This window comes from Aureibaculum koreense, from assembly GCF_034296135.1.
Lineage (GTDB): Bacteria > Bacteroidota > Bacteroidia > Flavobacteriales > Flavobacteriaceae > Aureibaculum.
The window spans coordinates 118919-142305 of sequence record NZ_JAXKVV010000001.1; the positions used below are offsets into that span (position 1 = coordinate 118919).

At 33.8% G+C, this 23387-nt stretch carries 21 protein-coding genes; 13 read left to right on the forward strand and 8 right to left on the reverse strand.

What is annotated here, in order from left to right; all coding sequences use genetic code 11:
* The first annotated feature begins 224 nt into the window (after positions 1-224).
* Together UMM65_RS00590 and UMM65_RS00595 are read left to right on the forward strand one after the other, a co-directional pair.
* Entirely contained in the window at positions 225-758 is a 534-nt protein-coding gene (locus UMM65_RS00590; protein WP_321974505.1) for a toxin-antitoxin system YwqK family antitoxin, read from the forward strand.
* Between the two features lie 126 nt (positions 759-884).
* Positions 885-2144, forward strand: a complete 1260-nt coding sequence (locus UMM65_RS00595; protein WP_321974506.1) for an MFS transporter — start codon at positions 885-887, stop codon at positions 2142-2144.
* Positions 2145-2358: 214 nt separating this feature from the next.
* On the opposite strand, the gene UMM65_RS00600 is transcribed toward UMM65_RS00595, so the two are convergent.
* The 3 genes from UMM65_RS00600 to UMM65_RS00610 all read right to left on the reverse strand — a co-directional run bounded on the left by UMM65_RS00600 (position 2359) and on the right by UMM65_RS00610 (position 8305).
* Positions 2359-5217: an alpha/beta hydrolase family protein gene (locus UMM65_RS00600; protein WP_321974507.1), complete on the reverse strand. Its 2859-nt coding sequence runs from the start codon at positions 5215-5217 to the stop codon at positions 2359-2361.
* Between the two features lie 92 nt (positions 5218-5309).
* On the reverse strand, positions 5310-6755 hold the full coding sequence (locus UMM65_RS00605) for a glyceraldehyde-3-phosphate dehydrogenase (RefSeq protein ID WP_321974508.1): 1446 nt from the start codon (positions 6753-6755) through the stop codon (positions 5310-5312).
* A 110-nt stretch (positions 6756-6865) separates the two neighbouring features.
* The gene (locus UMM65_RS00610; protein ID WP_321974509.1) at positions 6866-8305 is read right to left on the reverse strand and encodes a S1C family serine protease; all 1440 of its coding nucleotides are present in this window, start codon (positions 8303-8305) and stop codon (positions 6866-6868) included.
* A 198-nt stretch (positions 8306-8503) separates the two neighbouring features.
* Here UMM65_RS00610 and dapF point away from each other — a divergent pair, with 198 nt between their 5' ends.
* The 5 genes from dapF to UMM65_RS00635 all read left to right on the forward strand — a co-directional run bounded on the left by dapF (position 8504) and on the right by UMM65_RS00635 (position 12626).
* Positions 8504-9286 (forward strand): diaminopimelate epimerase, encoded by a 783-nt coding sequence (dapF, locus tag UMM65_RS00615; protein ID WP_321974510.1) that lies wholly within the window; start codon positions 8504-8506, stop codon positions 9284-9286.
* A 7-nt stretch (positions 9287-9293) separates the two neighbouring features.
* Positions 9294-9818, forward strand: a complete 525-nt coding sequence (locus tag UMM65_RS00620) for a GNAT family N-acetyltransferase (protein ID WP_321974511.1) — start codon at positions 9294-9296, stop codon at positions 9816-9818.
* Entirely contained in the window at positions 9815-10849 is a 1035-nt protein-coding gene (gene mltG, locus UMM65_RS00625; protein WP_321974512.1) for an endolytic transglycosylase MltG, read from the forward strand. Before UMM65_RS00620 ends, mltG begins: the two co-directional genes overlap by 4 nt.
* A gap of 39 nt (positions 10850-10888) precedes the next feature.
* Complete coding sequence (locus tag UMM65_RS00630) at positions 10889-11893, forward strand: DUF2279 domain-containing protein (RefSeq protein WP_321974513.1); 1005 nt, start codon at positions 10889-10891, stop codon at positions 11891-11893.
* A gap of 103 nt (positions 11894-11996) precedes the next feature.
* Complete coding sequence (locus UMM65_RS00635; protein WP_321974514.1) at positions 11997-12626, forward strand: peptidoglycan-binding protein LysM; 630 nt, start codon at positions 11997-11999, stop codon at positions 12624-12626.
* Between the two features lie 54 nt (positions 12627-12680).
* Here the strand turns inward: UMM65_RS00635 and UMM65_RS00640 are convergent, their stop codons facing one another.
* Genes UMM65_RS00640 through dnaA form a run of 3 tightly spaced genes read right to left on the reverse strand, consistent with a single transcriptional unit; the run spans position 12681 to position 15286 of the window.
* On the reverse strand, positions 12681-13397 hold the full coding sequence (locus tag UMM65_RS00640) for an SAM-dependent methyltransferase (RefSeq protein WP_321974515.1): 717 nt from the start codon (positions 13395-13397) through the stop codon (positions 12681-12683).
* Complete coding sequence (locus UMM65_RS00645; RefSeq protein WP_321974516.1) at positions 13384-13848, reverse strand: low molecular weight protein-tyrosine-phosphatase; 465 nt, start codon at positions 13846-13848, stop codon at positions 13384-13386. The genes UMM65_RS00640 and UMM65_RS00645 overlap by 14 nt, the downstream gene beginning before the upstream one ends.
* 10 nt (positions 13849-13858) lie before the next feature.
* Positions 13859-15286, reverse strand: a complete 1428-nt coding sequence (dnaA, locus tag UMM65_RS00650; RefSeq protein ID WP_321974517.1) for a chromosomal replication initiator protein DnaA — start codon at positions 15284-15286, stop codon at positions 13859-13861.
* A 166-nt stretch (positions 15287-15452) separates the two neighbouring features.
* Here dnaA and UMM65_RS00655 point away from each other — a divergent pair, with 166 nt between their 5' ends.
* Entirely contained in the window at positions 15453-15857 is a 405-nt protein-coding gene (locus UMM65_RS00655) for an acyl-CoA thioesterase (RefSeq protein WP_321974518.1), read from the forward strand.
* 822 nt (positions 15858-16679) lie between these two features.
* Here UMM65_RS00655 and UMM65_RS00660 read toward each other — a convergent pair.
* Both UMM65_RS00660 and ribD read right to left on the reverse strand, forming a co-directional pair.
* Positions 16680-17288 (reverse strand): IMPACT family protein, encoded by a 609-nt coding sequence (locus UMM65_RS00660; protein WP_321974519.1) that lies wholly within the window; start codon positions 17286-17288, stop codon positions 16680-16682.
* Positions 17289-17332: 44 nt separating this feature from the next.
* Positions 17333-18385 (reverse strand): bifunctional diaminohydroxyphosphoribosylaminopyrimidine deaminase/5-amino-6-(5-phosphoribosylamino)uracil reductase RibD, encoded by a 1053-nt coding sequence (ribD, locus tag UMM65_RS00665; protein WP_321974520.1) that lies wholly within the window; start codon positions 18383-18385, stop codon positions 17333-17335.
* Positions 18386-18412: 27 nt separating this feature from the next.
* On the opposite strand from ribD, the gene UMM65_RS00670 reads away from it, so the two are divergent.
* From UMM65_RS00670 to trmD, 5 genes are all read left to right on the forward strand, one after another.
* A complete protein-coding gene (locus tag UMM65_RS00670; protein WP_321974521.1) occupies positions 18413-18889 on the forward strand; it encodes a GNAT family N-acetyltransferase in 477 nt (158 codons plus the stop codon).
* Positions 18890-18891: 2 nt separating this feature from the next.
* Positions 18892-19761 carry a peptide chain release factor N(5)-glutamine methyltransferase gene (gene prmC / locus UMM65_RS00675; protein WP_321974522.1) on the forward strand — a complete coding sequence of 290 codons (870 nt, stop codon included), beginning with the start codon at positions 18892-18894 and terminating at the stop codon, positions 19759-19761.
* Positions 19762-19792: 31 nt separating this feature from the next.
* Positions 19793-20851, forward strand: a complete 1059-nt coding sequence (locus tag UMM65_RS00680; RefSeq protein ID WP_321974523.1) for an AI-2E family transporter — start codon at positions 19793-19795, stop codon at positions 20849-20851.
* 28 nt (positions 20852-20879) lie between these two features.
* Complete coding sequence (gene glgP, locus UMM65_RS00685) at positions 20880-22520, forward strand: alpha-glucan family phosphorylase (protein ID WP_321974524.1); 1641 nt, start codon at positions 20880-20882, stop codon at positions 22518-22520.
* Between the two features lie 101 nt (positions 22521-22621).
* A complete protein-coding gene (gene trmD / locus UMM65_RS00690) occupies positions 22622-23308 on the forward strand; it encodes a tRNA (guanosine(37)-N1)-methyltransferase TrmD (protein ID WP_321974525.1) in 687 nt (228 codons plus the stop codon).
* The last annotated feature ends 79 nt before the right edge of the window (positions 23309-23387 follow it).

The window sequence follows — 23387 nt, forward strand, 5'->3', positions numbered from 1 at the left end:
TCCCACTACCCATTTCAACAGTTGCAAAGAGGTTGTACCCGCTTATTTTGCTCCATGTATGGTTAATATATCCAGTCAAATAGGTTGTAAACGATTTGGCATGAGTTACTCCAACCAAAGTTGCTAAGTGCTATTCAGCACTACGTTATCTCACTCTTTTTTGTATCTTCGTTCTTTAAGCAGAACTACCTTTAGGAGGTCAGAGTAAGTAATTTGACGGAAATATGAAAATACCATTATACATTCTAATTTTAGGTTGCCTTTTTAGTTGTAAATCGACTAAAATAGTTTCAGAATCAGAACAGAATTCTAAAAAAACGGAAATGGTATTTTATGAAAATGGATTATTAAAAAGTATTGGACAAATTGATTCTGACTTCTTATCAAAAGCTGCTCGAATTGGATTGTGGTCTGAATTTTATGAGAATGGGAAACTGAAGGAAACTGGAGAATACAAAACTGACTCTTATGTGAATTGCTGTATTGCTGGACCTTGTGACATAATTTATAGCTACAAAATTGGAGAGTGGAATTATTATCACGAAAACGGACAATTAAAAGCAAAAGGAATTTATATAATTGACAAAAAACAGATTGAAACTACCTGCGAAGGTGGAGATGAAATTAACATTGGATTTCTAAATGAGAATTGGAAATTCTATGACAAAAACGGAACTGAAATAAAGCCGACTGAAAAGCAAATACAAGAAATTGAAGAAAGCGGAAATGTAGACGAATTTGATGTAATGGGTGAATAAAAAACTATCCGGAACAATGAACTAATCTAAAAACCAAGGTTTTGTTTCAATTAATTTATCCTATTATTTGAGGCATAACTCAAGTCTTCTTCTTCCATTAACTAAATATACCTTACTTTTATAACCATGAACCCCAGAAAAGCACCTTGGTATTATTTATTACTACTTATTTTGGCTGGGGAGTCTGTATTTATACTGCCCTTTGTATTGGCACGGGTATTTAGACCTACGGTTTTAGATGCGTTTGCATTAACCAATGTAGAATTAGGGTTGTGTTACTCCGTCTATGGTATTGTTGCTCTAGTCTCCTACCCTTTTGGTGGGCCTTTAGCAGATAAGTTTGCTCCCCGAAAATTAATTGCTGTCGCCCTTTGGATGACCGCCTTAGGCGGTTTGGTGTATGCTAAATTTCCCAGTTATGGTGTACTTAAAATTTTATATGGTTATTGGGGTTTTACCACTATATTTTTATTTTGGGCACCCATGATAAAAGCAACACGCGTTTGGGGCGGAACCGCTTCACAAGGCAAAGCATTTGGTTTTTTAGACGGTGGTCGTGGTTTGGTTGGGGCTTTATTTGGAGCCATGGGAGTAGTTATTTTTTCACTATTTATTACTTCAACCATTGTCGAAGCTAGCGTAACCGAAAGTAGGGCTGCATTTAAATATGTAATTCTGACAACATCTGCAATAGTTGCTGTTGTAGGCATATTGGTATGGTTCTTTATGAAAATTGATAAAGATGCTGAAAAGGATATCCTATTGGATAAAATAAGTACATCTCAAATACGTGAAGTATTACGATTACCTTCGGTTTGGCTATTAATGATTATTATTTTATGTGCCTATGTAGGCTACAAACTAACCGATGTATTTTCGCTTTACGCCCAAGATGTACTATTGTACGACCAAGTAGATTCCGCCAAAGTAGGAACCTTTTTGTTGTTTATTCGTCCTGTTGTTGGTGTCGCCATTGGTATTTTAGCCGATCGTTCGCAAACTACCTATTGGTTATTGATCAGTTTTATAGTTTCATTTTTAGGGGCATTGTTATTTGCTACGGGTATTGTTTCAGGTTCGCAAACCGCTTTGTTTTTTATTTCCACATTAATTGTAGCTACTGGTGTTTACGCGGCACGTTCGCTTTATTTTGCGGTAATGCAAAGAGGACAAATTCCATTGGTACTTACGGGAACAGCAGTCGGTTTAATATCCTTAGTAGGATACACTCCAGATATTTTTGCGGGACCTGCAATGGGGTATTTATTGGATAATTCACCCGGAAAAACAGGACATCAACATGTATTTTGGATGTTGGCATTGTTTTCCTTTATTGGTGGTATTGCTGCTTGGTATTATTTTCGATTGTATAGAAAGAAAAATTAAGAGGCTTTTTTTAGTATTTCGACCCAAGAATATTAAACGAATATAATATCGGTTGGTGGCGTCTGTACGCAAGAAATAATGAATGAAGAAACGGAATTGCAAAGCGTCAGCTTTAAGCATGTAGTTTCGAGAATGAATGTTGCGAAGCAATTTCCTCGTACAGACTAGATTTTTTTGTTTCGTTTTTTCATCAATGGAAAAAATGAAAAAATAGTTAATTCTCCTCTAAATCATACCCAAAATCTTTTCCTTTTCTAACTGCAGGTAAACCCTCTGTCATCCATTTTGGTGCAGGAGCTCCTTTTAAATAATGGTCAAAAAATTGCATCATTCGTATGGAAAGATCTTGCCTGTTTTTATTTTTTCTCAAATTATGAGCTTCATTATTATATACCAATAACCAAACAGGTTTATTTAACCTACGCATGCCCATAAACATTTCTATTCCTTGGTAATAGGGTACCGCACCGTCGGCATCGTTGTGCATCATCAACAAAGGGGTTTCAATATTTGGAATACCAAATAAAGGTGAATTTTCTATATACAGATCAAACCCTTCCCAAAGGCTTTTACCAATTCTACTCTGCGTTTTTTCATATTGAAAGGCCCTGCTCAAACCACTTTGCCAACGAATTCCACCATAAGCCGAAGTCATATTACTTACCGGTGCACCCGCCATGGCCGCTTTAAATTTACTGGTTTTGGTAACGATATATGCTACTTGATAACCGCCCCAACTTTGACCTTGTATGGCAATATTATCTGAATCTATATAACCTAATTTTTCAACCGCTTCAATACCCGAAACAATACAATTATATGCACTTTGGCCCGGTTTCCCTTCTTGATAAACAATGTCCGGAACAAAAACCACGTAACCGTTGCTTACCAAATAACTCATATTTACCGTTGATGCACTTGGTCTCGGTGTATGGTAACTGTTTAAATTATCACTACGTTTTTCGTAGAAGTAACTTATCATTGGGTATTTTTTAGTGGCATCAAAGTTTTCGGGTTTGTAAATAATACCGTCTAATTTTGTACCGTCATACGCCGTCCAACTGAATTTTTCTGAAGTTCCCCATAAAAAATCTTTTTGTTGTGGATTGGCATCTGTAATCCGTTTTGATTTTTTACCATCAAAATAATGCAAATCTGGAAAAGTTTGAAAATTCTCTTTTTCGTAAAGTAATATATCAGTTTCTTTCGCTTTTCTAAATCCACTTAACAGCATATTATCTGGATTCAATATCTCCTGCTTTTTATAGTTTTTTGGATTTAGTCCTAAAAGTGTGCTTGTTTTATTTGTTTTATCAAAAGCTTCAATTAATAACTGCTTTTTAAAATAAGTAGCATTATTTCTATACTCAAAATCTAATCTTAAGGGTCGGTATTCAATATTTTTTGCACGTCCGTCTTTGGTAATATTTATTGGATTTTTATCGCTCGACAAATCAACTTTCCAAATATCAAATTGATCGTTTAACAAAGCTGCACCTTCTTTATCAAATCCGCCGAATCGATAAGAACCTGCAGCAGCAGGTATATCGTTTTCAACGTCATAAAAAGGAATACCTAAGTTCTGCGTTAAATTTCTTTTTTCGTTGCTGCTTAAGTTTAAAGACCACCAATGTTGACTTTCGCTATCAAAATAAACGGCAAAATTGCCGTCAGGTGATAAATTCGGACGGGCAGAAGTGCCTTCAAGAGCTAGTTCTTTTGAACCGGTCTCAGTGTTTACAATATAATAATCTGACAACCAAGGATATTCCCACGAACGCGAAACATCATAAGGACTAGATGTATGGCCCAACACATATTTTTGTTCCTTATCATCATCCAAAAGCACATAATCCAAAGTTTCATCATGCAAAGCAACAACGTTATCATTAGTAAGATTTACAAATGATAAATAAGCTTTGTCTTTTAAATCTTCCAATTTCGATTTTTGCTCGGGTTGAATCAATTTATCCTTATAATTCCACACATCAACTTCAGGAATTTCTTCTTTTAATAATGTGGTATCAATATTAAATGTTACCGTTGGCTTGGAGTAAAAATAAAGTCTTTTGGCATTTTCGGAAAAATAGGGTGTTTGGACTCCGCTTAATTCCCAATCCTTGCGTAAATTCTTGCCCAAGGTATCCGTAATCTGCTTTAAGTTATTGTTTGCCAGATAAAATAATTCATACTTTAAGGAGTCTTTACCTATAGAATCTTTAGCGGATAGATAGGCTAAATATTTCCCTTTTTTGTCAATAGCCAACCGATCATAAACATATCTGCCAGTGTCAATTACCTTTTCATTTCCATTCTGAAAATCATATTGAAATACACCAATATCACCTTTCTTTTTAGTTTTGGTCTTTGTAAAGTATAATGCTTGTGCTTCTTCTGCCAACTTAAAAGATTTGATATGGAAAATAGTATCGGAAATTTTATTTTTTAAATTATAAACCAACGCATAATCCGCTTCCAAAGCAGGATTTTTCTTTTTTACACTGTCTTTTTTCTTCTCATCAGTAGATGGTTTGAGACTATCTCTTTTGGTCTTAGCGGTATCTTTTTTGGTTCCTGCCTCCGCAGGAATGACATTTTTTAGATTCTTGAATTTTTCTATAACAATCCAGTCATCATATTTTTTAGGAACATCAAAACTTTTTACCCTTAATACACTATCAACAATCTTGTTTTGGTCAACATCATAAATAAAAAGCTTGTTTTTAGACATTTCGTCCTTTTTAACTTCTTTCTTTTTTTCTTTTCTAACCGTTTGATAATCGGGCTCTTGTAAAAAGAATATATAATTATTGTCATTAGATATCTTTGCTCCACGTCCATTATGAAATTTAGTGCTTTTACCAGTTTTTGCATTATAAATTTGCAAATAACCATCTCCCCTATTTGTAGCTGTGGCGACAGTAGTAACTACTAATTTACCATTGTCAGAAACTTGTGGATTTTCAATTCTTTTCCATAAATCGTAATCATCATGGGTAAGACTTCTTTTTTGTTGAGCAAAACTAAATGTAAAACTTAATAGAACAACCAGGAGGGTAATTTTTTGAAACATGATAGTGAGGGTTAATTAAAAGATAAAGATACAATTTTAATTAAAATTGTATCTTTTTTCAATTCGATCCTCTACCGCCTGACTTACAACTATTAATAATAGGTAAACCGTCTAACTTTAGAAATGTGTTTGGCCAATCTTATTACTTGATGACTGTACCCATATTCATTATCGTACCAAACATAAATTATTGCGGTTTTACCATCATCGGTTACAATGGTTGCATTGCTGTCAAAAATGGCAGGAGCTGAAGTACCCACAATATCCGAAGAGACTAATTCATTACTCAAAGAATATTGAATTTGCTCAACCAAATCACCTTCCAAGGCATATTTTTTCATTACGGAATTTAGGCTGGATTTACTGGTAGAATTATCCAACCGTAAATTTAAAATTGCCAACGAACCATTAGGAACCGGAACTCGAATAGCATTTGAAGATAATTTTCCTTCCAGTGATGGCAATGCTTTTGAAACTGCACTACCCGCTCCTGTTTCGGTAATAACCATATTTAATGCTGCAGCCCTTCCCCTACGGTATTTTTTGTGCATATTGTCAACTAAATTCTGGTCATTCGTGTAGGCATGAATGGTTTCTAAATGGCCACTAATAATGCCAAAACTGTCTTCCATAACTTTTAAAACAGGTGTTATGGCATTGGTAGTACAAGAAGCCGCTGAAAAAATAGAAACTTCATCCGGATCATAATCAAAATGATTAACACCGTGAACTATATTGGGTACACCTTTACCAGGAGCAGTTAGTAAAACCTTATCAGCCCCTTTACTGAGTAAATGACGGCTTAAGGATTCTTTATCTCTAAATGCCCCAGTATTATCTATAATTAGAGCATCGTTAATGCTATATTCAGTATAGTCTATATCTTCCGGATTATTGGCAGTAATCATATAAACCGTAGTGCCATTAATTATTAGAGCACTATTTTCAATATCGGCTTTTACTGTGCCGGGAAATTTTCCGTGTACGGAGTCATTTCTCAATAATGAAGCCCTTTTTTCTAAAATGGTTTCTGTAATTTCTCCACGGGTTACAATGGCACGCAAACGCATCTGTTTGCCCTTACCTGTTCTTACCATTAATTCCCTTGCCACAAGTCTTCCTATTCTACCAAATCCATACAGCACCACATCTTTTGGCTCAATACCATTGTCTTTTTCGGCTCCTTTTAATTTATTGCTCACAAAATCTACCACATCTTCCTCATCCTCGGCCAAATGAAATTCATAGGCCAATTTACCAATATCCAATTTTGCAGGTGGAAGATCAACTTCTTTAATTGCCCTTGAAATTTCAACAGCATCAAAAATAGAGATAGGCTTTTGCACAAACTCACTGGCATATTCTATTAAATTGAGAATTTCACTTACATTTCTGTTGATTAACTGATTTCTGAAAAGTACAAGCTCAATAGCGTCGTCATACCAAGAATCGCTGATTATTTTAATAAACTCAACGGCAGCTCTTCTTCTATCGGCTTGAAACGCTAATTCTGATTCGTAAGTTTGGTCTGATGACATGCTTTAAAATTTTATACAAAGTTAGTATTTCAAACGTTTTCGTAAAAGATTTAGTACAAAAAAACCGTCTCATTTTTGAGACGGTTTAAATAACTAAAACTTAAATAATATTAATTACTTACATATATTCTAGGATATTCCACATAACCTTCACTATTTAATATTTGCACAATTATCCATTCGCCTTTATTTTTTCTTAATATATCTTCAGCATCTTGCACATCATACACTTTCTCTTCAGCTAATTTTAAAATAATATTACCAGGCTTTACACCCTCTTCTAACAAGAATGGACTTTTAACACTTTTTAGCTGTAAACCATAATTTATGCGGTATTTAGCGGCCTCTTTTTTAGATATTTTTTCAAGATTACCTAGTAAATTTTTAGAAAAATCTAACTTATCTATGGTTTCTTTACCAAACTGATTACTGAGTTTTACTTCAAACTCCTTTTCTTTATCGTTTCTTAAAACGGTTACATTAACAACATCTCCAGGTCTTTTCGTACTTAAAAACCCTTTTAAATCAGAAAACTTATTAATCTTTATTTGGTCTATTTGTACGATAATATCATTCTTCTCTATTCCAGCCTTTATTGCCCCGCCATTTTTTGTAACATCAGCCACCAAAACACCCTGTGTTTGGTTCAAATCTAGTTCTTTTACAACTTTTGCATTTAATTCAGCTGGATTTATCCCCAAATATGCGGCACGAACATCTCCAAACTCCATTAAATCTTCAATAACCTTTTTAGCGATATTAGAAGGTACCGCAAAAGAATACCCAACATAAGATCCTGTTTGCGAGGTGATTGCGGTATTAATACCGACCAACTCACCTCTGACATTAACCAAAGCTCCACCGCTATTTCCCGGATTAACGGCAGCATCTGTCTGAATAAAAGACTCGATCATTCTACCACCTGAAATATTAATATTTCTCGCCTTTGCACTAACAATACCAGCGGTAACCGTTGAAGTTAAATTAAAAGGATTACCAACGGCCAACACCCATTCGCCTACTTTTACATTATCTGAATTAGCGAACGAAACAAAAGGAAGATCTTCTCCACTAATTTTTATTAAAGCAATATCCGTAGTTGGGTCAGCTCCAATCACTTCTGCGGGGTACGATCTCTGGTTGTTCAATGTAATTTCCAGTTCTTTTGCACCTCTAATTACGTGATTGTTTGTAATAATATATCCATCCGGGGAAATAATTACTCCCGAACCCGTTCCTATCGTAGTTTTTCCACCACCACCGGCATCAGCTCCATAGAAAAATTCGACTAGGGGGTTGGATCTTGAAACAGAAACATTTTTAACGTGTACTACCGCATGTACGGTTTCTTCGGCGGCCTTTGTAAAATCAGTGGCTTCAGCAGCGTAACTAGAACTCGGTATAGTATAATTGGCTTGAACTACTTTTGGCTGGTTAGCCGTTTCCGTATTGTTAATAATTTCGGTATTACCTATGACGTAAACATAAGTTCCTAAGGCTATTGCTCCGCCCAAAATTGAGGCAAAAACTAAACTTATTATTTTCTTCATTTTTATATTGTTTTATATTTAGATTCTTGTTTTATACAACATTCAAAATTAGTACCTTATTTTATATCAAATTTGACTTTAACTATACTTTAACGCCAATATTAACTGTACTTTAACAGCTTTATAATTGTCATTCCCGCAAAAGCAGGAAGTTGTCATTCCTGCGGAAGCAGGAAAAAAATTGATTACATTTGCCAAATGAATCAAATTTCATTTTATAAATATCAAGGTACGGGAAACGATTTCATTATGATTGATAATCGTCAACAAATATTTCCCAAAAACGATACCAAATTGATTGAACGACTTTGCGACCGAAAATTTGGCATAGGTGCAGATGGTTTAATACTCTTAGAACTGTCAAAATTGCAGGATTTCACCATGATATACTACAATGCCGATGGTAAGGAAGGTAGCATGTGCGGTAATGGCGGCAGATGTATTGTAGCATTTGCAAAGCATTTGACGATTGTTAACAAGAATACAACATTTGATGCTATTGACGGTTTGCACGAGGCTAAAATCAACGACGATGTTGTAAGTCTAAAAATGAAAGACGTAACTGATATTGAAGAATTTACGGATTATTTGTTTTTGGATACCGGTTCGCCGCACCATATTGCATTTGTAGAAGATATTGATAATTTTGATGTTTATAATAAAGGAAAAAAAATAAGATATGGTTCACCGTACCTAGAGAGTGGAACCAATGTAAATTTTGTTGAACAAAAAAACGAAAATACCTTTAAGGTTCGTACTTACGAGCGTGGTGTTGAAGATGAAACCTTAAGTTGTGGTACCGGGGTTACAGCGGTTGCCATTTCTGCCCATAAATCGAATAAAACTAACAGCACCAATATATTTTTGGAAACTTTAGGAGGTGTTTTGGAAGTTTCTTTTGATACCGATAATCATGTTTACAGAAATGTGTTTTTAAAAGGGAAAGCAACACAAGTATTTAAAGGGCAATTTGAAATATAAGGTATAAATGCAAGCATTATTCGGAAATAATACCCACTTAAGAGCTTTAGAACCTGAGGATCTTGATTTTTTATATGCCGTTGAAAATGATGCTTCTTTTTGGGAAGTGAGTAGTACTCAAACTCCATACTCTAAGAATATTTTAAAACGATACTTAGCAAATGCCCACCAAGATATTTATGAGGCTAAACAATTAAGGCTGGTTATTGCTGAAAATAAGTCGAATAAAACTGTTGGGTTAATTGACCTTTTCGATTTTAACCCACAGCACAAACGTGCCGGAATAGGAATTCTAATCTTAGAAAATGAACAGCAGAAAGGCTTTGCCTCTGAAGCATTGGAATTGTTGATAGATTATAGTTTTAACAAACTTAACTTACATCAATTATTTGCCAATATTACTACGGACAATAAAAAAAGCATAAAACTGTTTAAAAAACATAACTTCGTTAAAGTGGGCATTAAAAAAGAATGGATTTTTACCGAAGGTAATTTTAAAGATGAAGTTTTATTCCAATTACTAAATTCATGAATATTAAAAAGATAATACTGACCATAATTGCAATTGTCCTTATTGTTGGGGCTTTGATAGGGTACAAATTCTATGGAAAAATTTATGGCTCCAATGTAAAAGAAGATACCGCGGTTTATATTCCCACCGATGCTTCATTTGATGAAATTAAAGAAATAATAGAGCCTGTAGTTGATAATATTGACAGTTTTGTTTGGGTTGCCAACAAAAAGAATTATCCTAATGTAATTAAGGCCGGTAAATATGTTATTGAAAAAGGGATGAGCAATAATGCCCTTATCGATTTATTGCGAAGTGGAAAACAGACACCACTAACACTTACTTTTAACAATCAAGATACCTTAGAAAAACTTGCGGGTAGAATAGCAGCTCAAATAGAACCCGATTCGGTACAGGTTTTAAATGCCTTGACCGATAAGGAATTTCTAAGTAAAAATAATTTTAACAAAGCGAGTGCATTGGGCATATTTATTCCTAATTCCTATGAATTTTATTGGAATACCTCTGCCGAGAGTTTTAGAGACAGAATGTTAAAAGAATACAATCGATTTTGGAACGAGGATAGAATTGCCAAAGCCAAGAAACTAAATATGTCCAAAAACGATGTAACGACCTTAGCTTCTATCGTGCAAAAAGAAACCGCCAATGTAAATGAACGACCAACGGTGGCAGGGCTTTACCTAAACCGTTTAAAAGATGGTTGGGCATTACAAGCCGATCCAACGGTCATTTTTGCATTGAAACAAAAGCATGGTCAAGATTATGAGGTAAAACGTGTGTTAAATGCTGATCTTTTGATTGATTCGCCATATAATACCTACAAAAATACAGGCCTACCTCCTGCTCCAATTGCCATGCCGGATATTTCTTCAATTGACGCGGTATTGAATTCCGAAAAGCATGAGTATTATTATATGTGTGCCAATATTGAAGATATGCGTTCTCATAAATTTGCCAGAACGTTGGCTCAGCATAACGCCAATGCCAGAGAATATCAACAATGGTTGAATAAGCAAGGCGTAAATAGATAAATCTAATTACTTTTGTTGTCTATTTAAAGTATTTGGTTTTTGAAGTTATCTATAAATTTATTACTAAATGTCAGTTCAAGTGCTACGCCTATGGCGTGGTGTGCCGAGAACCGTCGTTTACAAGCAACTATCTTTAAACAATTATTAATTTTCGTTTTTCTTGTTTTTTTCAGTTTTTCAAACGTTGCACAACAAAAATCTTCTTTTTGGGAAAAATCCGATAGCTTAAATATTAAACGCAGAAATACGGTTTATATCACAGAAGCTGCTGCTGCAAGTCTAACTTTGGTGGGTATGCACCAATTGTGGTACGCCAATTACGATTCCTCCTCGTTCCATACAATTAATGACAGTAACGATTGGTTGCAAATGGATAAAGTAGGACATGCAATGGGAGCATATTATGTAGGAAAAGTGGGAATGGACTTATTAGATTGGGCAGGTGAGAGTAAAAAAAATCAATTAATCTATGGAGCAACTTTGGGCTTCGGGTTTTTAAGTGCCGTGGAAATTTTTGATGGATTTTCTAAAGAATGGGGATTTTCCCCGTCAGACATTTTAGCAAATGCTTCTGGTGCGGGACTCTTAATTGGGCAAGAATTATTATGGAACGAACAGCGAATTTTAATGAAATATTCGTTTCACACCACAAAATATGCTGAACAACGTCCTGAATTATTAGGGGAAAGCTTTTTAGAACAAACTTTAAAAGATTATAATGGTCAAACGTATTGGTTATCTGCCAATATATGGTCGTTTGCTAAAGAAAGTCGTTTTCCTAAATGGTTGAATGTAGCGGTAGGCTATGGTGCAGATGGTATGATTAGTGGAAGCGATGATTACCTTATACAGACCAGTCTCAATGTTAGACCAGAAAGAATCAGGCAATTTTATTTGAGTCTAGATGTAGATCTCACTAAAATAAAGACAGAATCAAAATTTATAAAAACACTCTTTTCAACTATTAATTTTATTAAAATTCCCGCCCCAACACTTGAAATTTCTTCCCAAGGAAAGGCTAAATTCCATCCTATGTATTTTTAATATGTTGATTTTCAATATTTTAAAAATTTATTCTATTTAAAATATTTGTTGTAAATTTGCCGACTGAATTGAAAATGCGTTTAACCCCTTTAATGCATCAACAATGAAAAAGAAAACTAGTAAACTATTCGTAGTATTAGTAACTGTTTTTACCATATATGGTTTTACCGATATGTATAAAATAGAAACTAAAACAGCAAAATACAACGTACCTAGTACAGATTATTTTGCAACAGTTCCACAAGAAAACAAACCTATTGACTTTTTTGACTCTCCAGTAACAGGTAAATCCTTTGTTGGTTTTAAAGAAGCATTGGCCTTTAAAGAATCGCAAGGTAAGTATGACAGAGTGAATACCTACGGTTATTTGGGAAAATACCAATTTGGTAAAGGCACTTTAAAGCGTTTTAAGATTTATGACACTGCCGAGTTTTTAAAAGATCCTGAATTACAAGAAGATGCTTTTTTAGCACTATGCTCCGTAAACAAATGGATTCTTAAAAGAGATATTAAAAGGTTTGTAGGTAAAAGGATTAACGGTGTTAAAATTACAGAGTCTGGTATTTTGGCAGCAGCCCACTTAGCAGGTGCCGGTAATGTAAAAATATACTTACGTAGTTACGGGCAAGAAAATTTTGAAGATGCCTATGGTAGCAGCATAAGCTATTATATAAAGAAATTTGCGGGCTATGACACTTCTTTTGTAGAAGCAAACAGACATCCTGTATTGTAATTAAAAAAACTACTGGTTATCAACTAAAATCCTCAATTTAATTATTGGGGATTTTTACATTTTATGAAGTATAAAAATTGCAGGTCGCTTATGTAAATTTAATTTTTGCTTTTTCCAATCAGCAATCGACAAAGTTTTAATGAATTCTGTGGGCAAAGTAATATCTACAGCTATACAGAGTTGTGTTTGGTCGGACAATGACTGCAATAAATCCTCAACTAACTTTTCGTTACGGTAAGGTGTCTCAATAAAGATTTGTGATTGGTCTTTGTCGAAAGACAATTTCTCCAACTGTTTGATGCTTTTCTTTCGTTCTGCTTTTTCTATCGGTAAATAGCCGTTAAACGCAAAATTTTGACCGTTTAAACCTGATGCCATCATTGCCATGACAATGGAAGATGGACCTACCAGAGGCACAACACTAATGTTTTTCTGATGAGCTAATTGAACAATTGAAGACCCAGGATCTGCAACGGCTGGTACACCAGCCTCCGACAGCAACCCCACATTAACACCATCCATACAAACATCTAAATAGTGTTGAATTTCCAAATCGTTAGTAAATTTATCAAGAAGATATATTGTTAAATTGGGTTGTGATTTTCTAGGTGAGATTTTTTTTATAAATCGTCTTGCTGACTTTTCGTTTTCAACGATATAATGATTGGTTCGCTCAATTATTTTTTTCACCGACATTGGTAAAACTTCTAACGGCTCGTTGTCGCCCAATGTGGTGGGGATTAAATATAACTTTCCTTTAGTATTGGCCATTGTTCAATTTATCTGCAATTATGGCACATGCCCTGTTTAGCATTTGATATACATTCTCAAAACCACGTTCGGTATCATGATAGGGGTCTGGAACATCAACATTTTCATTTGGAAAAACTTCGTTCAAAATCATTTTGACTTTAGCTCTGTCGTTTTCATTTCTTGCTAAACTCAAAACATCTTCCTTATTAAAAGCATCCATTACAAAAATCAAATCAAACTCGTCAAAATCTGACTGTTTAAATTTACGGCAACGTTGATCGGTAATATCTAGATTATATTTTTTTGCAACTGCAATTGAACGACTATCGGGCAATTTACCGATGTGGTAACCACCTGTTCCAGCAGAATCAATAAAAACTTTTTGAGAATCGACTTTCGATTTTAAAATACCTTCGGCTAATGGTGAACGACAGATATTGCCGAGGCAAACCATTAATATACGTGTCATTTTTGTGGGATTAAAATGATAGCTTTTTAGTTATGTCATCAACGTATTTTCTGAACTGCTTATCTGTTTCGGTAAGGTTATCAACAGTTTTACAGGCATGTAATACTGTGGCATGGTCTCTACTGCCAATTTGTGAACCAATACTGGCCAAAGACGCCTTGGTCATCCGTTTTGCAAAATACATAGCTAACTGACGTGCCTGTACTATATGACGTTTACGGGTTTTGGATTGTAATGTGGTTACATCCATTTCAAAGTATTTAGAAACTACTTTTTGAATATAATCTATAGAAACCTCACGTTTTGTATTTTTTACAAATTTGTCAACTATTTGTTTTGTTAGGGCCAACGTAAATTCTTTACGGTTAAAAGATGCTTGTGCTATCATAGAAATTAGCACACCTTCAAGCTCTCTAACGTTAGATTTTATATTTTTTGCTATATACTCAACTATATCGTCGGGCATCTCTACTCCGTCTCTAAATAGTTTTTTCTGTAATATCAATATTCTTGTTTCGTAATCGGGTGCCATCAATTCGGCAGATAAACCCCATTTAAAACGAGATAATAGACGCTGCTCAATATCCTGCATATCCACAGGTGCCTTATCTGATGTTAAAATTACCTGTTTTCCGTTTTGATGTAAATGGTTAAAAATATGGAAAAATACATCTTGTGTGCCTGATTTACCTGATAAAAATTGAACATCATCGACAATCAACACGTCGATCATCTGATAAAAATGGATAAAATCGTTGCGTGTATTTCCTTTTACGGAATCTATATACTGTTGTGTAAACTTTTCAGCGGAGATATACAGTACTGTTTTTTCCGGATATTTATCTTTAATATCAACTCCTATGGCGTGAGATAAATGCGTTTTGCCCAGACCTACCCCTCCATAAATCAGTAAAGGATTAAAAGATGTTCCGCCAGGCTTATTGGCAACCGCCATACTTGCAGAACGTGCCAATCGGTTAGAGTCACCTTCTATAAAACTATCAAAATTATAATTGGGATTTAGTTGGGATTCAATTTTAACTTTTTGTATTCCCGGAATAATAAAAGGATTTCTCAGTTCACGTTTATCAATTTCTAAAGGAACTGTAATGCCTTGACTGTTAAATGGTTTTCTATTGGAACTTGGAATTTTTACAGTATGAGGATTTTTACTGCTATATGCGTTTTCCATCCTTACATCATAGACCAGTTTGGCATCCTCACCTAATTCCCTTACCAAAGCAACTCTTAATAGTTTAATGTAATGCTCTTCTAACCATTCATAAAAAAACTTACTTGGAACTTGAATAGTTAACGCGTCTCCAGCAATCTTTACGGGTTTAATTGGTTCAAACCAAGTTTTGTAGGCTTGTGGTTTGATATTATCTTGAATAAAAGACAAACAATTATTCCAAACTGAAGTAGCAGTTTTACTCATTAGTATTATTTAGTTTTGTTGGTTAGACAAAGAGCCTAAAATTGGGATTACGCTCTCACTTATTTTGAGCTACAAAAATGTGAATAATTTTTATTATAAAAAATTCTTTTCCTATTGTTTTTCAATTTTTTTTTACGTAAACTCTCACGCCAAATATAAGAAATTTATGTTGAACCATGAAATAAACATTAGAGTACGTTACGGCGAGACCGATCAGATGAAATATGTCTATTATGGAAATTACGCTCAGTATTTTGAAATGGGAAGGGTTGAATGGCTTCGGAATTTGGGTATGTCTTATAAAAAAATGGAAGAATTAGGTATTATGCTACCCGTAATTAACATGAATATAAATTACCTAAAACCTGCCAAATATGACGATTTATTGACCTTAAAGACCATATTATTGAAAGAGCCTGGGTTCAAAATTGAATTTGCCTACGAACTTTACAACGAAGCCAATGAGTTATTGACAAAAGCAACCACAGCATTGGTATTTATTGATATTGAAAGAAACCGCCCTACCAAAGCCCCAGATTATATTTTGGAGAAGTTAAAAGGTTGTTTTTGAGGAATTAATGAATGGTACTATATTTAATAATAATTATAGAAATTTTACCTACATGCTTAAAATGAAACTATGGAAGATTTTTTAGTTCAATTTTTACGTGACTTGCTTGTTATAAAGTTAGGAGCATTTATAAGGTGGCTTTTCTTAAAAAATAAATATTCTTACAAGGAAGTTTTAGACCAAAACTGGAACGGAAGGGTTGGTCTGATATTCATAACTCTAGTAATAGCTATTATTTTATATATAATTTGATTCGAGACAAACATTACGCTAAATTGAAAAAACTAAAACCTGGCCTTACAATTGGCGAAATTGGAAAGTTTCGGTTTTACAGTGGTGTAATAATCGGAATCGGATATAGTATTGTTCTAAATTTCCTTTTTCGATTTACTCTAAGGGTTTGCAATTTTGGAATGTACATAGACGATTGGAGTTTAGATTATGAAATTACTACCTATAATTATATTTTAATTGCATTTACATCTGTTGGAGTCTCTTTTTGCTTTACTACATATTTGTGGATGAGCAACCCTTTTGTTACTTATAGGAGAAAAAAAATACATTTAAGAATGGCTCAGATAAATCCAATTTGGATTTTCTATGGAACACTTCTGTTTCTATTGAGAATGTTTTGGTTCTTAGCTAGTACCGAATTGACAATTGAAAAAGATTTTCCGATTACAGGTTTTATGATTCCCCTTTTTATATACTTATATTGCTGGAATTTAATATCGAATATTTATAAATCGAAAAAATGGTTCTTAATTTCTTCGTTTATTCTCATAATTATTGGATACATTTTAAGTGTAATATAAAATAAATCTAAACTTCCAAAACCCTCACACTTTTTAACCCTTCAAACGCATCTTTTACTTTTTCTGCTTCACTTTTTCTAATCGCGATTATAAACTCACATTTCAACTCCATTTTTTGCTCTAAAATAGTAGCACCATAAGTTGTAATGGTTCTCATTACGGTATTCATATGAGCATATCCAAATGAAATTTTAAACTGAACATCAATAGTTTTGACAATAACTTTTGAAGATTCCAATGTCATTTGTGCAGAAGTTTTATAAGCATTTACCAATCCGCCAACTCCCAATTTTGTGCCGCCAAAATAACGAACTACCACAACCAAAACATTTGTTAATTCTTTAGATAGAATTTGTCCATAAATAGGCTGTCCGGCAGAATTGTTCGGCTCTCCATCATCATTAACGCGATATTGCACATTTTCGACACCAATTTGCCACGCATAACACCAATGCCGTGCTTTATGATGTTGACTTTTTAGACTTTCTATAATCGGTTTTACTTCGTCTTCATTTTGAATTGGATAAGCATAGCCCAAAAATTTACTGCCTCTATCTTTAAATAGGGCTTCTTCTGAAGGTCTTTTTATGGTTTTATAGGTGTCGGTGTTTTCCAATTGGTTAGCTTTTAACCCCGAAAGGGTTTGGGACGCTTTCAGGGCTAGGTATTTTTTAAAATTTTTAACGAATCAGATTTCAACTTTGTATTTGAAATTTCTACGCCTTTGATGGTAGGGGCTTTTATACCTTCTAAAAATGTAGCGTTACCTTTAAAAATTCTTGCTTCATCCCATAAATTTAAATCTATGAAGGTTTGTAGGGTTCGGGTGCCGCCCTCAACAATTAAGGACTGAATTTCATTTTTATATAAAAAATCACAAATTTGTAGGGGAATATTTTTAGAAAAATCAATTTTAGCATAAATTAGATTACTACGTTCCCTCTGATTTTTCCCAGTAAAAATGATTGTTTTTATGCTTCCATCCAACAAATTGTAATTTTCCGGAATTCTCAGATTTTTATCCAGTATCAATCGTAAGGGGTTTTCACCTGCACAATCCCGCACATCCAATTTCGGGTTATCTTGAATTACTGTAGTTGTCCCAACTAAAATAGCCTGTTCTTCCGCTCTCCATTTATGAACTAATTGACGTGAATATTTGTTAGTTATCCAGATCGGTCGTGCCTCCTCCCCTTGAGGGAGAGGACTGAGGAGGGGGCTAATAAATCCGTCAATTGTCTCTGCCCACTTTAAAATAATATAGGGCCTTTTTTTATTATGGAAAGTAAAAAACCTTTTGTTTATCTTGATACATTCACTCTCTAAAACACCAACAATTACTTCAGCACCTGAACGTTGTAATTTTTCAATACCCTTTCCAGCCACATGCTCAAAAGGATCAACACAACCAACCACCACCTTAGGAATTTTATGTTTTATAATCAAATCTGAACAGGGTGGTGTTTTTCCAAAATGACTACATGGTTCTAAGCTAACATACAGCGTAGATTTTTGCAATAATTTTTTATCAATTACCGAATTAATTGCATTAACTTCAGCATGGTTCCCGCCATAAGGACTTGTAAACCCCTCTCCTATTATTTTTTTATTATACACAATTACACTACCTACCATCGGATTAGGCCTAGTTAAACCCAATCCACTTTTTGCCAATTGCAAACAGCGTTTTATGTATTTTTCGTGTATCTTCACATCGCAAAAATACAGTTTTAATAAGATATGATTATTAGAAAAATAAAACCTTCAGATAATGCTCAAATTGAACAAATTATAAAAGAAACTATTGTTGAATTTGGGCTGCCTACCACAGGAACGGCTTACGAAGACAAGGAAACCGCAAAAATGTACGAGTCATACCAAAGTGATAAAGAAGTTTATTTTGTTTTAGAAAACGAAAATAATATTGTAGGCGGAGCAGGATTAAAAGCTTTAAAAAATAATAAAAACAATGTTTGTGAGTTACAAAAAATGTATTTCAGCCCTGTTGCAAGAGGTAAAGGTTATGGCAATCTTTTAATTAAAAAATGCTTAGAAAAAGCTAAGGAACTTGGTTACACACAATGCTACATTGAAACTGATCCGAGAATGGAAGCCGCCATACATCTATACAAAAAAAATGGGTTCGTTTTTTTAGAACAACCCATGGGAAATACCGGACATTGTTCTTGTAGTGTTTGGATGATTAAAGATTTGTAATAATGACTTTATCAGAACTAAAAACTCTTTTTTTAAATGAATTAATGCACATTTACCCTAAAGAGGAAATTCTAAATTTTTATTATTTGCTTATTGAACATTTTTTGCAGTTACCAAAGACGGAAATTATCTTACAACAGAACCTCAAATTTTCTGAAAAGGATTTTAACTATTTTAAAAAATCACTAAACTCATTAAAACAAGAAAAACCAATACAATATATAATCGGTAAAACCGAATTTTATGGACTAGAATTTAACGTAGATGAAAACGTCTTAATTCCTAGACCGGAGACCGAAGAATTGGTAAAATGGATTTTGACCGAAAACACACATATAAACACGACATTAACTACTATTTTAGACATTGGCACTGGAAGCGGTTGTATTGCAATTAGTCTAGCTAAAAACTTACCGAATGTAAAAGTATCTGCAATTGATGTTTCCACAAAAGCACTTGAAATAGCAAAAATGAATGCACGAGAAAACGAGGTCGAAATAGAATTTATAGAACAGGATATTTTGAGTTTTAATTCATTTCAGAATTCCAAAAAATATGACATTATTGTCAGCAATCCACCCTATGTACGAGAATTGGAAAAGCTTGAAATAAAAAACAACGTGCTACAAAACGAACCGCATCTAGCTTTGTTCGTTAAAGATGAAAACCCTCTGCTGTTTTACGACAAGATTGGTGATTTCGCAAAAGTAAATTTAAAGGAAAATGGTTTTTTATATTTGGAAATCAATCAATATTTGGCTGACGAAACTGTTAATTTATTAGACCTAAAAGGATTTGGATCGATAGAATTACGAAAAGATTTATTTGGCAACAAAAGAATGATAAAAGCCTCTATAAAATCAAATCTTTAATTAACTTTGCCCACTAAATTATTCATCAGAAATGAACAATCTTAAAACTACGAATATATTATTATTGGTTATCGTTATCCCATTGGTTTTTTATTTGCTGAATATATTATCGTTTATATTGATTCCGCTTGTATTCTCAATGTTTATAGCGTTATTGTTTTTGCCGCTAATGCGATGGCTTCAGAAGAAAAAAATACCTAAATCCATTAGTATTTTTATTGTGATATTATTGATAATTGCTGGTTTAAAAATAATTGGGGAATTAATTCAATTATCCAGTAGGGAAATTATTGCTACCAATGATGCGTTTTTTCAAAAGGCACAAATAAAACTATCTGCATTAGTAAATTCGTTAGAAGAATTTTTTGGTGTTGATTATGTAAAAGACGGTAATGTTATAAAACAGTTCCTCAACAAGGATAATTTAATGAACAATTTTGGCACCACTATTAGTTTTATTAGCAATACCGTTACTATGACATTAATGACGGCCTTTTTTGTAGTATTATGGTTAGCAGAGTCCATCAATGTTCAAAAATTAATGAACAGCACAATAATCAAGCAAAAACATACTTCCGTAAAAACTTTTATGAAAATTGAAAAAGATTTAATTAAATTCATAAAAGTCAAGTTTTTAGTGAGTTTGGGAACTGGAATTTTTACAGGTTTGGCGTGTTACTTTTTTGATGTTAGCTTTCCTATTTTTTGGGGGCTGTTTGCTTTTGTAATCAACTTTGTACAAATGGTAGGTTCCTTTATTACCATTATTTTATTGTCCATTTTCGCATTTGTTGAGTTGGATCTAAATAGCATTTTGCTCTTTTTTATTATAACTATTACAGGAGTTCAGGTTTTGTTCGGAAGTATTTTAGAACCTATTTTTATGGGAAAATCTTTCTCCATAAATATAATTACCGTTTTGGTGATGCTCATGCTTTGGGGCTTTATTTGGGGTGTTCCAGGTATGATTATGTCTATACCAATAACCGTATTTATTAAAATTATATTAGAGCAATATCCGCAAACAAAAGTAATAGCCAATATTATTTCGGGTTCTGACAAACAAATTGAATTACCTTTTAAAAAATAAAATTTACACACTTACAACAAAAAATAATATGTCTTCGAAATATAATAAGTGGTATCATCCCTATAAACCTGCAAAAGAATTTAATAAAAAAGTTGCCTATTTTAGTATGGAGTTTGGTATTGACCAAGCTTTAAACATTTATTCTGGCGGACTCGGGTTTTTAGCAGGCTCCCACATGCGTTCAGCTTTTGAACTTAAACAAAATCAGATTGGCATTGGTATGCTTTGGAAATATGGTTATTATGACCAAAATAGAAATGACGACCAAACGTTGAAAGTCGATTTTATTGAAAAACATTTTGATTTCTTAGAAGATTCTGGCCTAGAAGTTGAAATTAAATTACACGACAATCCTTCTGTTAAAGTGCGTGCCATGGTATTAAAACCAGAAATTTTTGGTACCGTTCCTATTTATCTGTTAACGACAGATGTAGAAGGAAACGATCATCTATCAAGAACAATTACCAATCATTTATATGATTCTAACGAAGTAACTCGTGTTTCACAAAGTATTGTACTGGGTATCGGGGGTGCAAAAATCGTTGAAGCTTTGGGCGGTGCGGATGTTTACCACCTTAATGAAGGTCATGCCCTACCCGCTTTTTATTACTTAAGGGATAAAGGTGTAAAAAAGAATCAAATGGCTTTTACAACACATACACCAGAAAAAGCTGGTAACGAAGAACGTGAGGCCCGCCACTTAAACCGTTGTGGATTTTTTGGTAGAAATTTCTCAAATGAAGAACTTGAAAAAGAGGTTGTTAATGGAGGAATGATAAACTACACCGTATCTGCTTTGAGGATGGCAAAAAAATCGAATGCGGTTTCTAAATTACATGCCAAGGTTTCACAAAATATGTGGAAAGACTTTAAGGGTACAAGTAAAATCATTCCGATTACCAATGCTCAAAATCAAAAATTTTGGCAAGATGCCAAGATTAAAAAAGCTTCCGAAACTAAAAACGTAAAGACTTACGCTAAAAGAAAAACTGAATTAAAAAATGAGCTTTTTGCAGAAGTTTTCAATCAAACTGGAAAGCAGTTTGATCCCAATGTGCTGACTATAGTTTGGGCAAGAAGGTTTGCGGCTTACAAACGAGCTGATTTATTACTTTTTGATGCAGACTGTTTTGAGAGGTTAATTTCAAACAAAGATTTTCCCGTTCAAATTATTTGGGCTGGCAAACCTTATCCTTTTGATTATGGTGCTATTGATACTTTTAATTTTTTAGTAGATTATTCAAAACCAAGACCGAATATTACTGTATTGACTGGTTATGAAATTGAACTGTCCAAAAAACTCAAAGAAGGATCAGATATTTGGTTGAATACCCCAAGAATAACAAGAGAAGCTTCAGGAACTAGTGGAATGACCGCAGCTATGAATGGTTCTGTAAATGTTTCCACTAATGATGGTTGGATTCCTGAGTTTGCTAAAAATGGTGAAAACTGCTTTGTTTTTCCTGAAGTAGATTACAAACTTCCTGCTTGGGATCAGGATAAATTGGATAGTGAAAGCCTTTATAATATTTTAGAAAATGAAATATTGCCAACCTATTATAATACCCCTAAAAAATGGCAAGAAATCGTATTCAAAGGTATTGAAGATGTATTGCCCGAGTTTGGGAGTAAACGTATGGCAACACAATATTACAAAGAACTTTATTAGCTAATGGTAGCTTAGTCTTTAGTTGTTAATTAGTTAATGGTCTATTTAGAAGTTAATGCTATTAACTACAAAAAGAAATGCCATAAAAACAAGAGCAAACCATGCGTATTGACATTATATCCGTTTTACCAGAATTAATTCAAAGTCCTTTTGAACATTCTATTATCAAAAGAGCGATTGATAAAAAATTGGTGGAGGTACATTTTCACTATTTACGTGATTATGCTGTCAATAACTATGGTAAAATAGATGACGCTCCTTATGGTGGGGAATCAGGCATGGTTTTGATGATAGAACCTATCGATAAATGTATTTCAAAATTAAAATCCGAGCGGAATTATGATGAGGTTATTTACATGACACCCGACGCGGATATACTAAATCAACAAACCGCAAATACGCTATCCCTTAAAAAAAATTTAATTATTTTATGTGGTCATTATAAGGGAATTGACCATCGCGTACGCGAGCTGTTTATTTCAAAAGAAATCTCCATTGGCGATTATGTGCTAAGTGGGGGCGAATTGGCAGCCGCAGTTTTATGTGATAGTGTAATCAGATTAATACCAGGTGTTTTAGGCGATGAAACTTCAGCACTAAGCGATTCTTTTCAAGACGGATTACTTGCACCGCCTGTTTATACTAGACCTTCTGAATATAAAGGAAAGAAGGTTCCAGAAATATTGTTATCAGGAAATTTTCCGAAAATTGACGCTTGGAAAACTGAAAAAACAATGGAAAGGACTAAAAACATACGACCAGATCTTCTGAAAAAAGATAAAAAATAATTTTTGAAAGTCTTATATTTCTTACAAAATAATTTATTACATTTGCACACTCAAAATCAACCTCTGACGAAAATCGTGA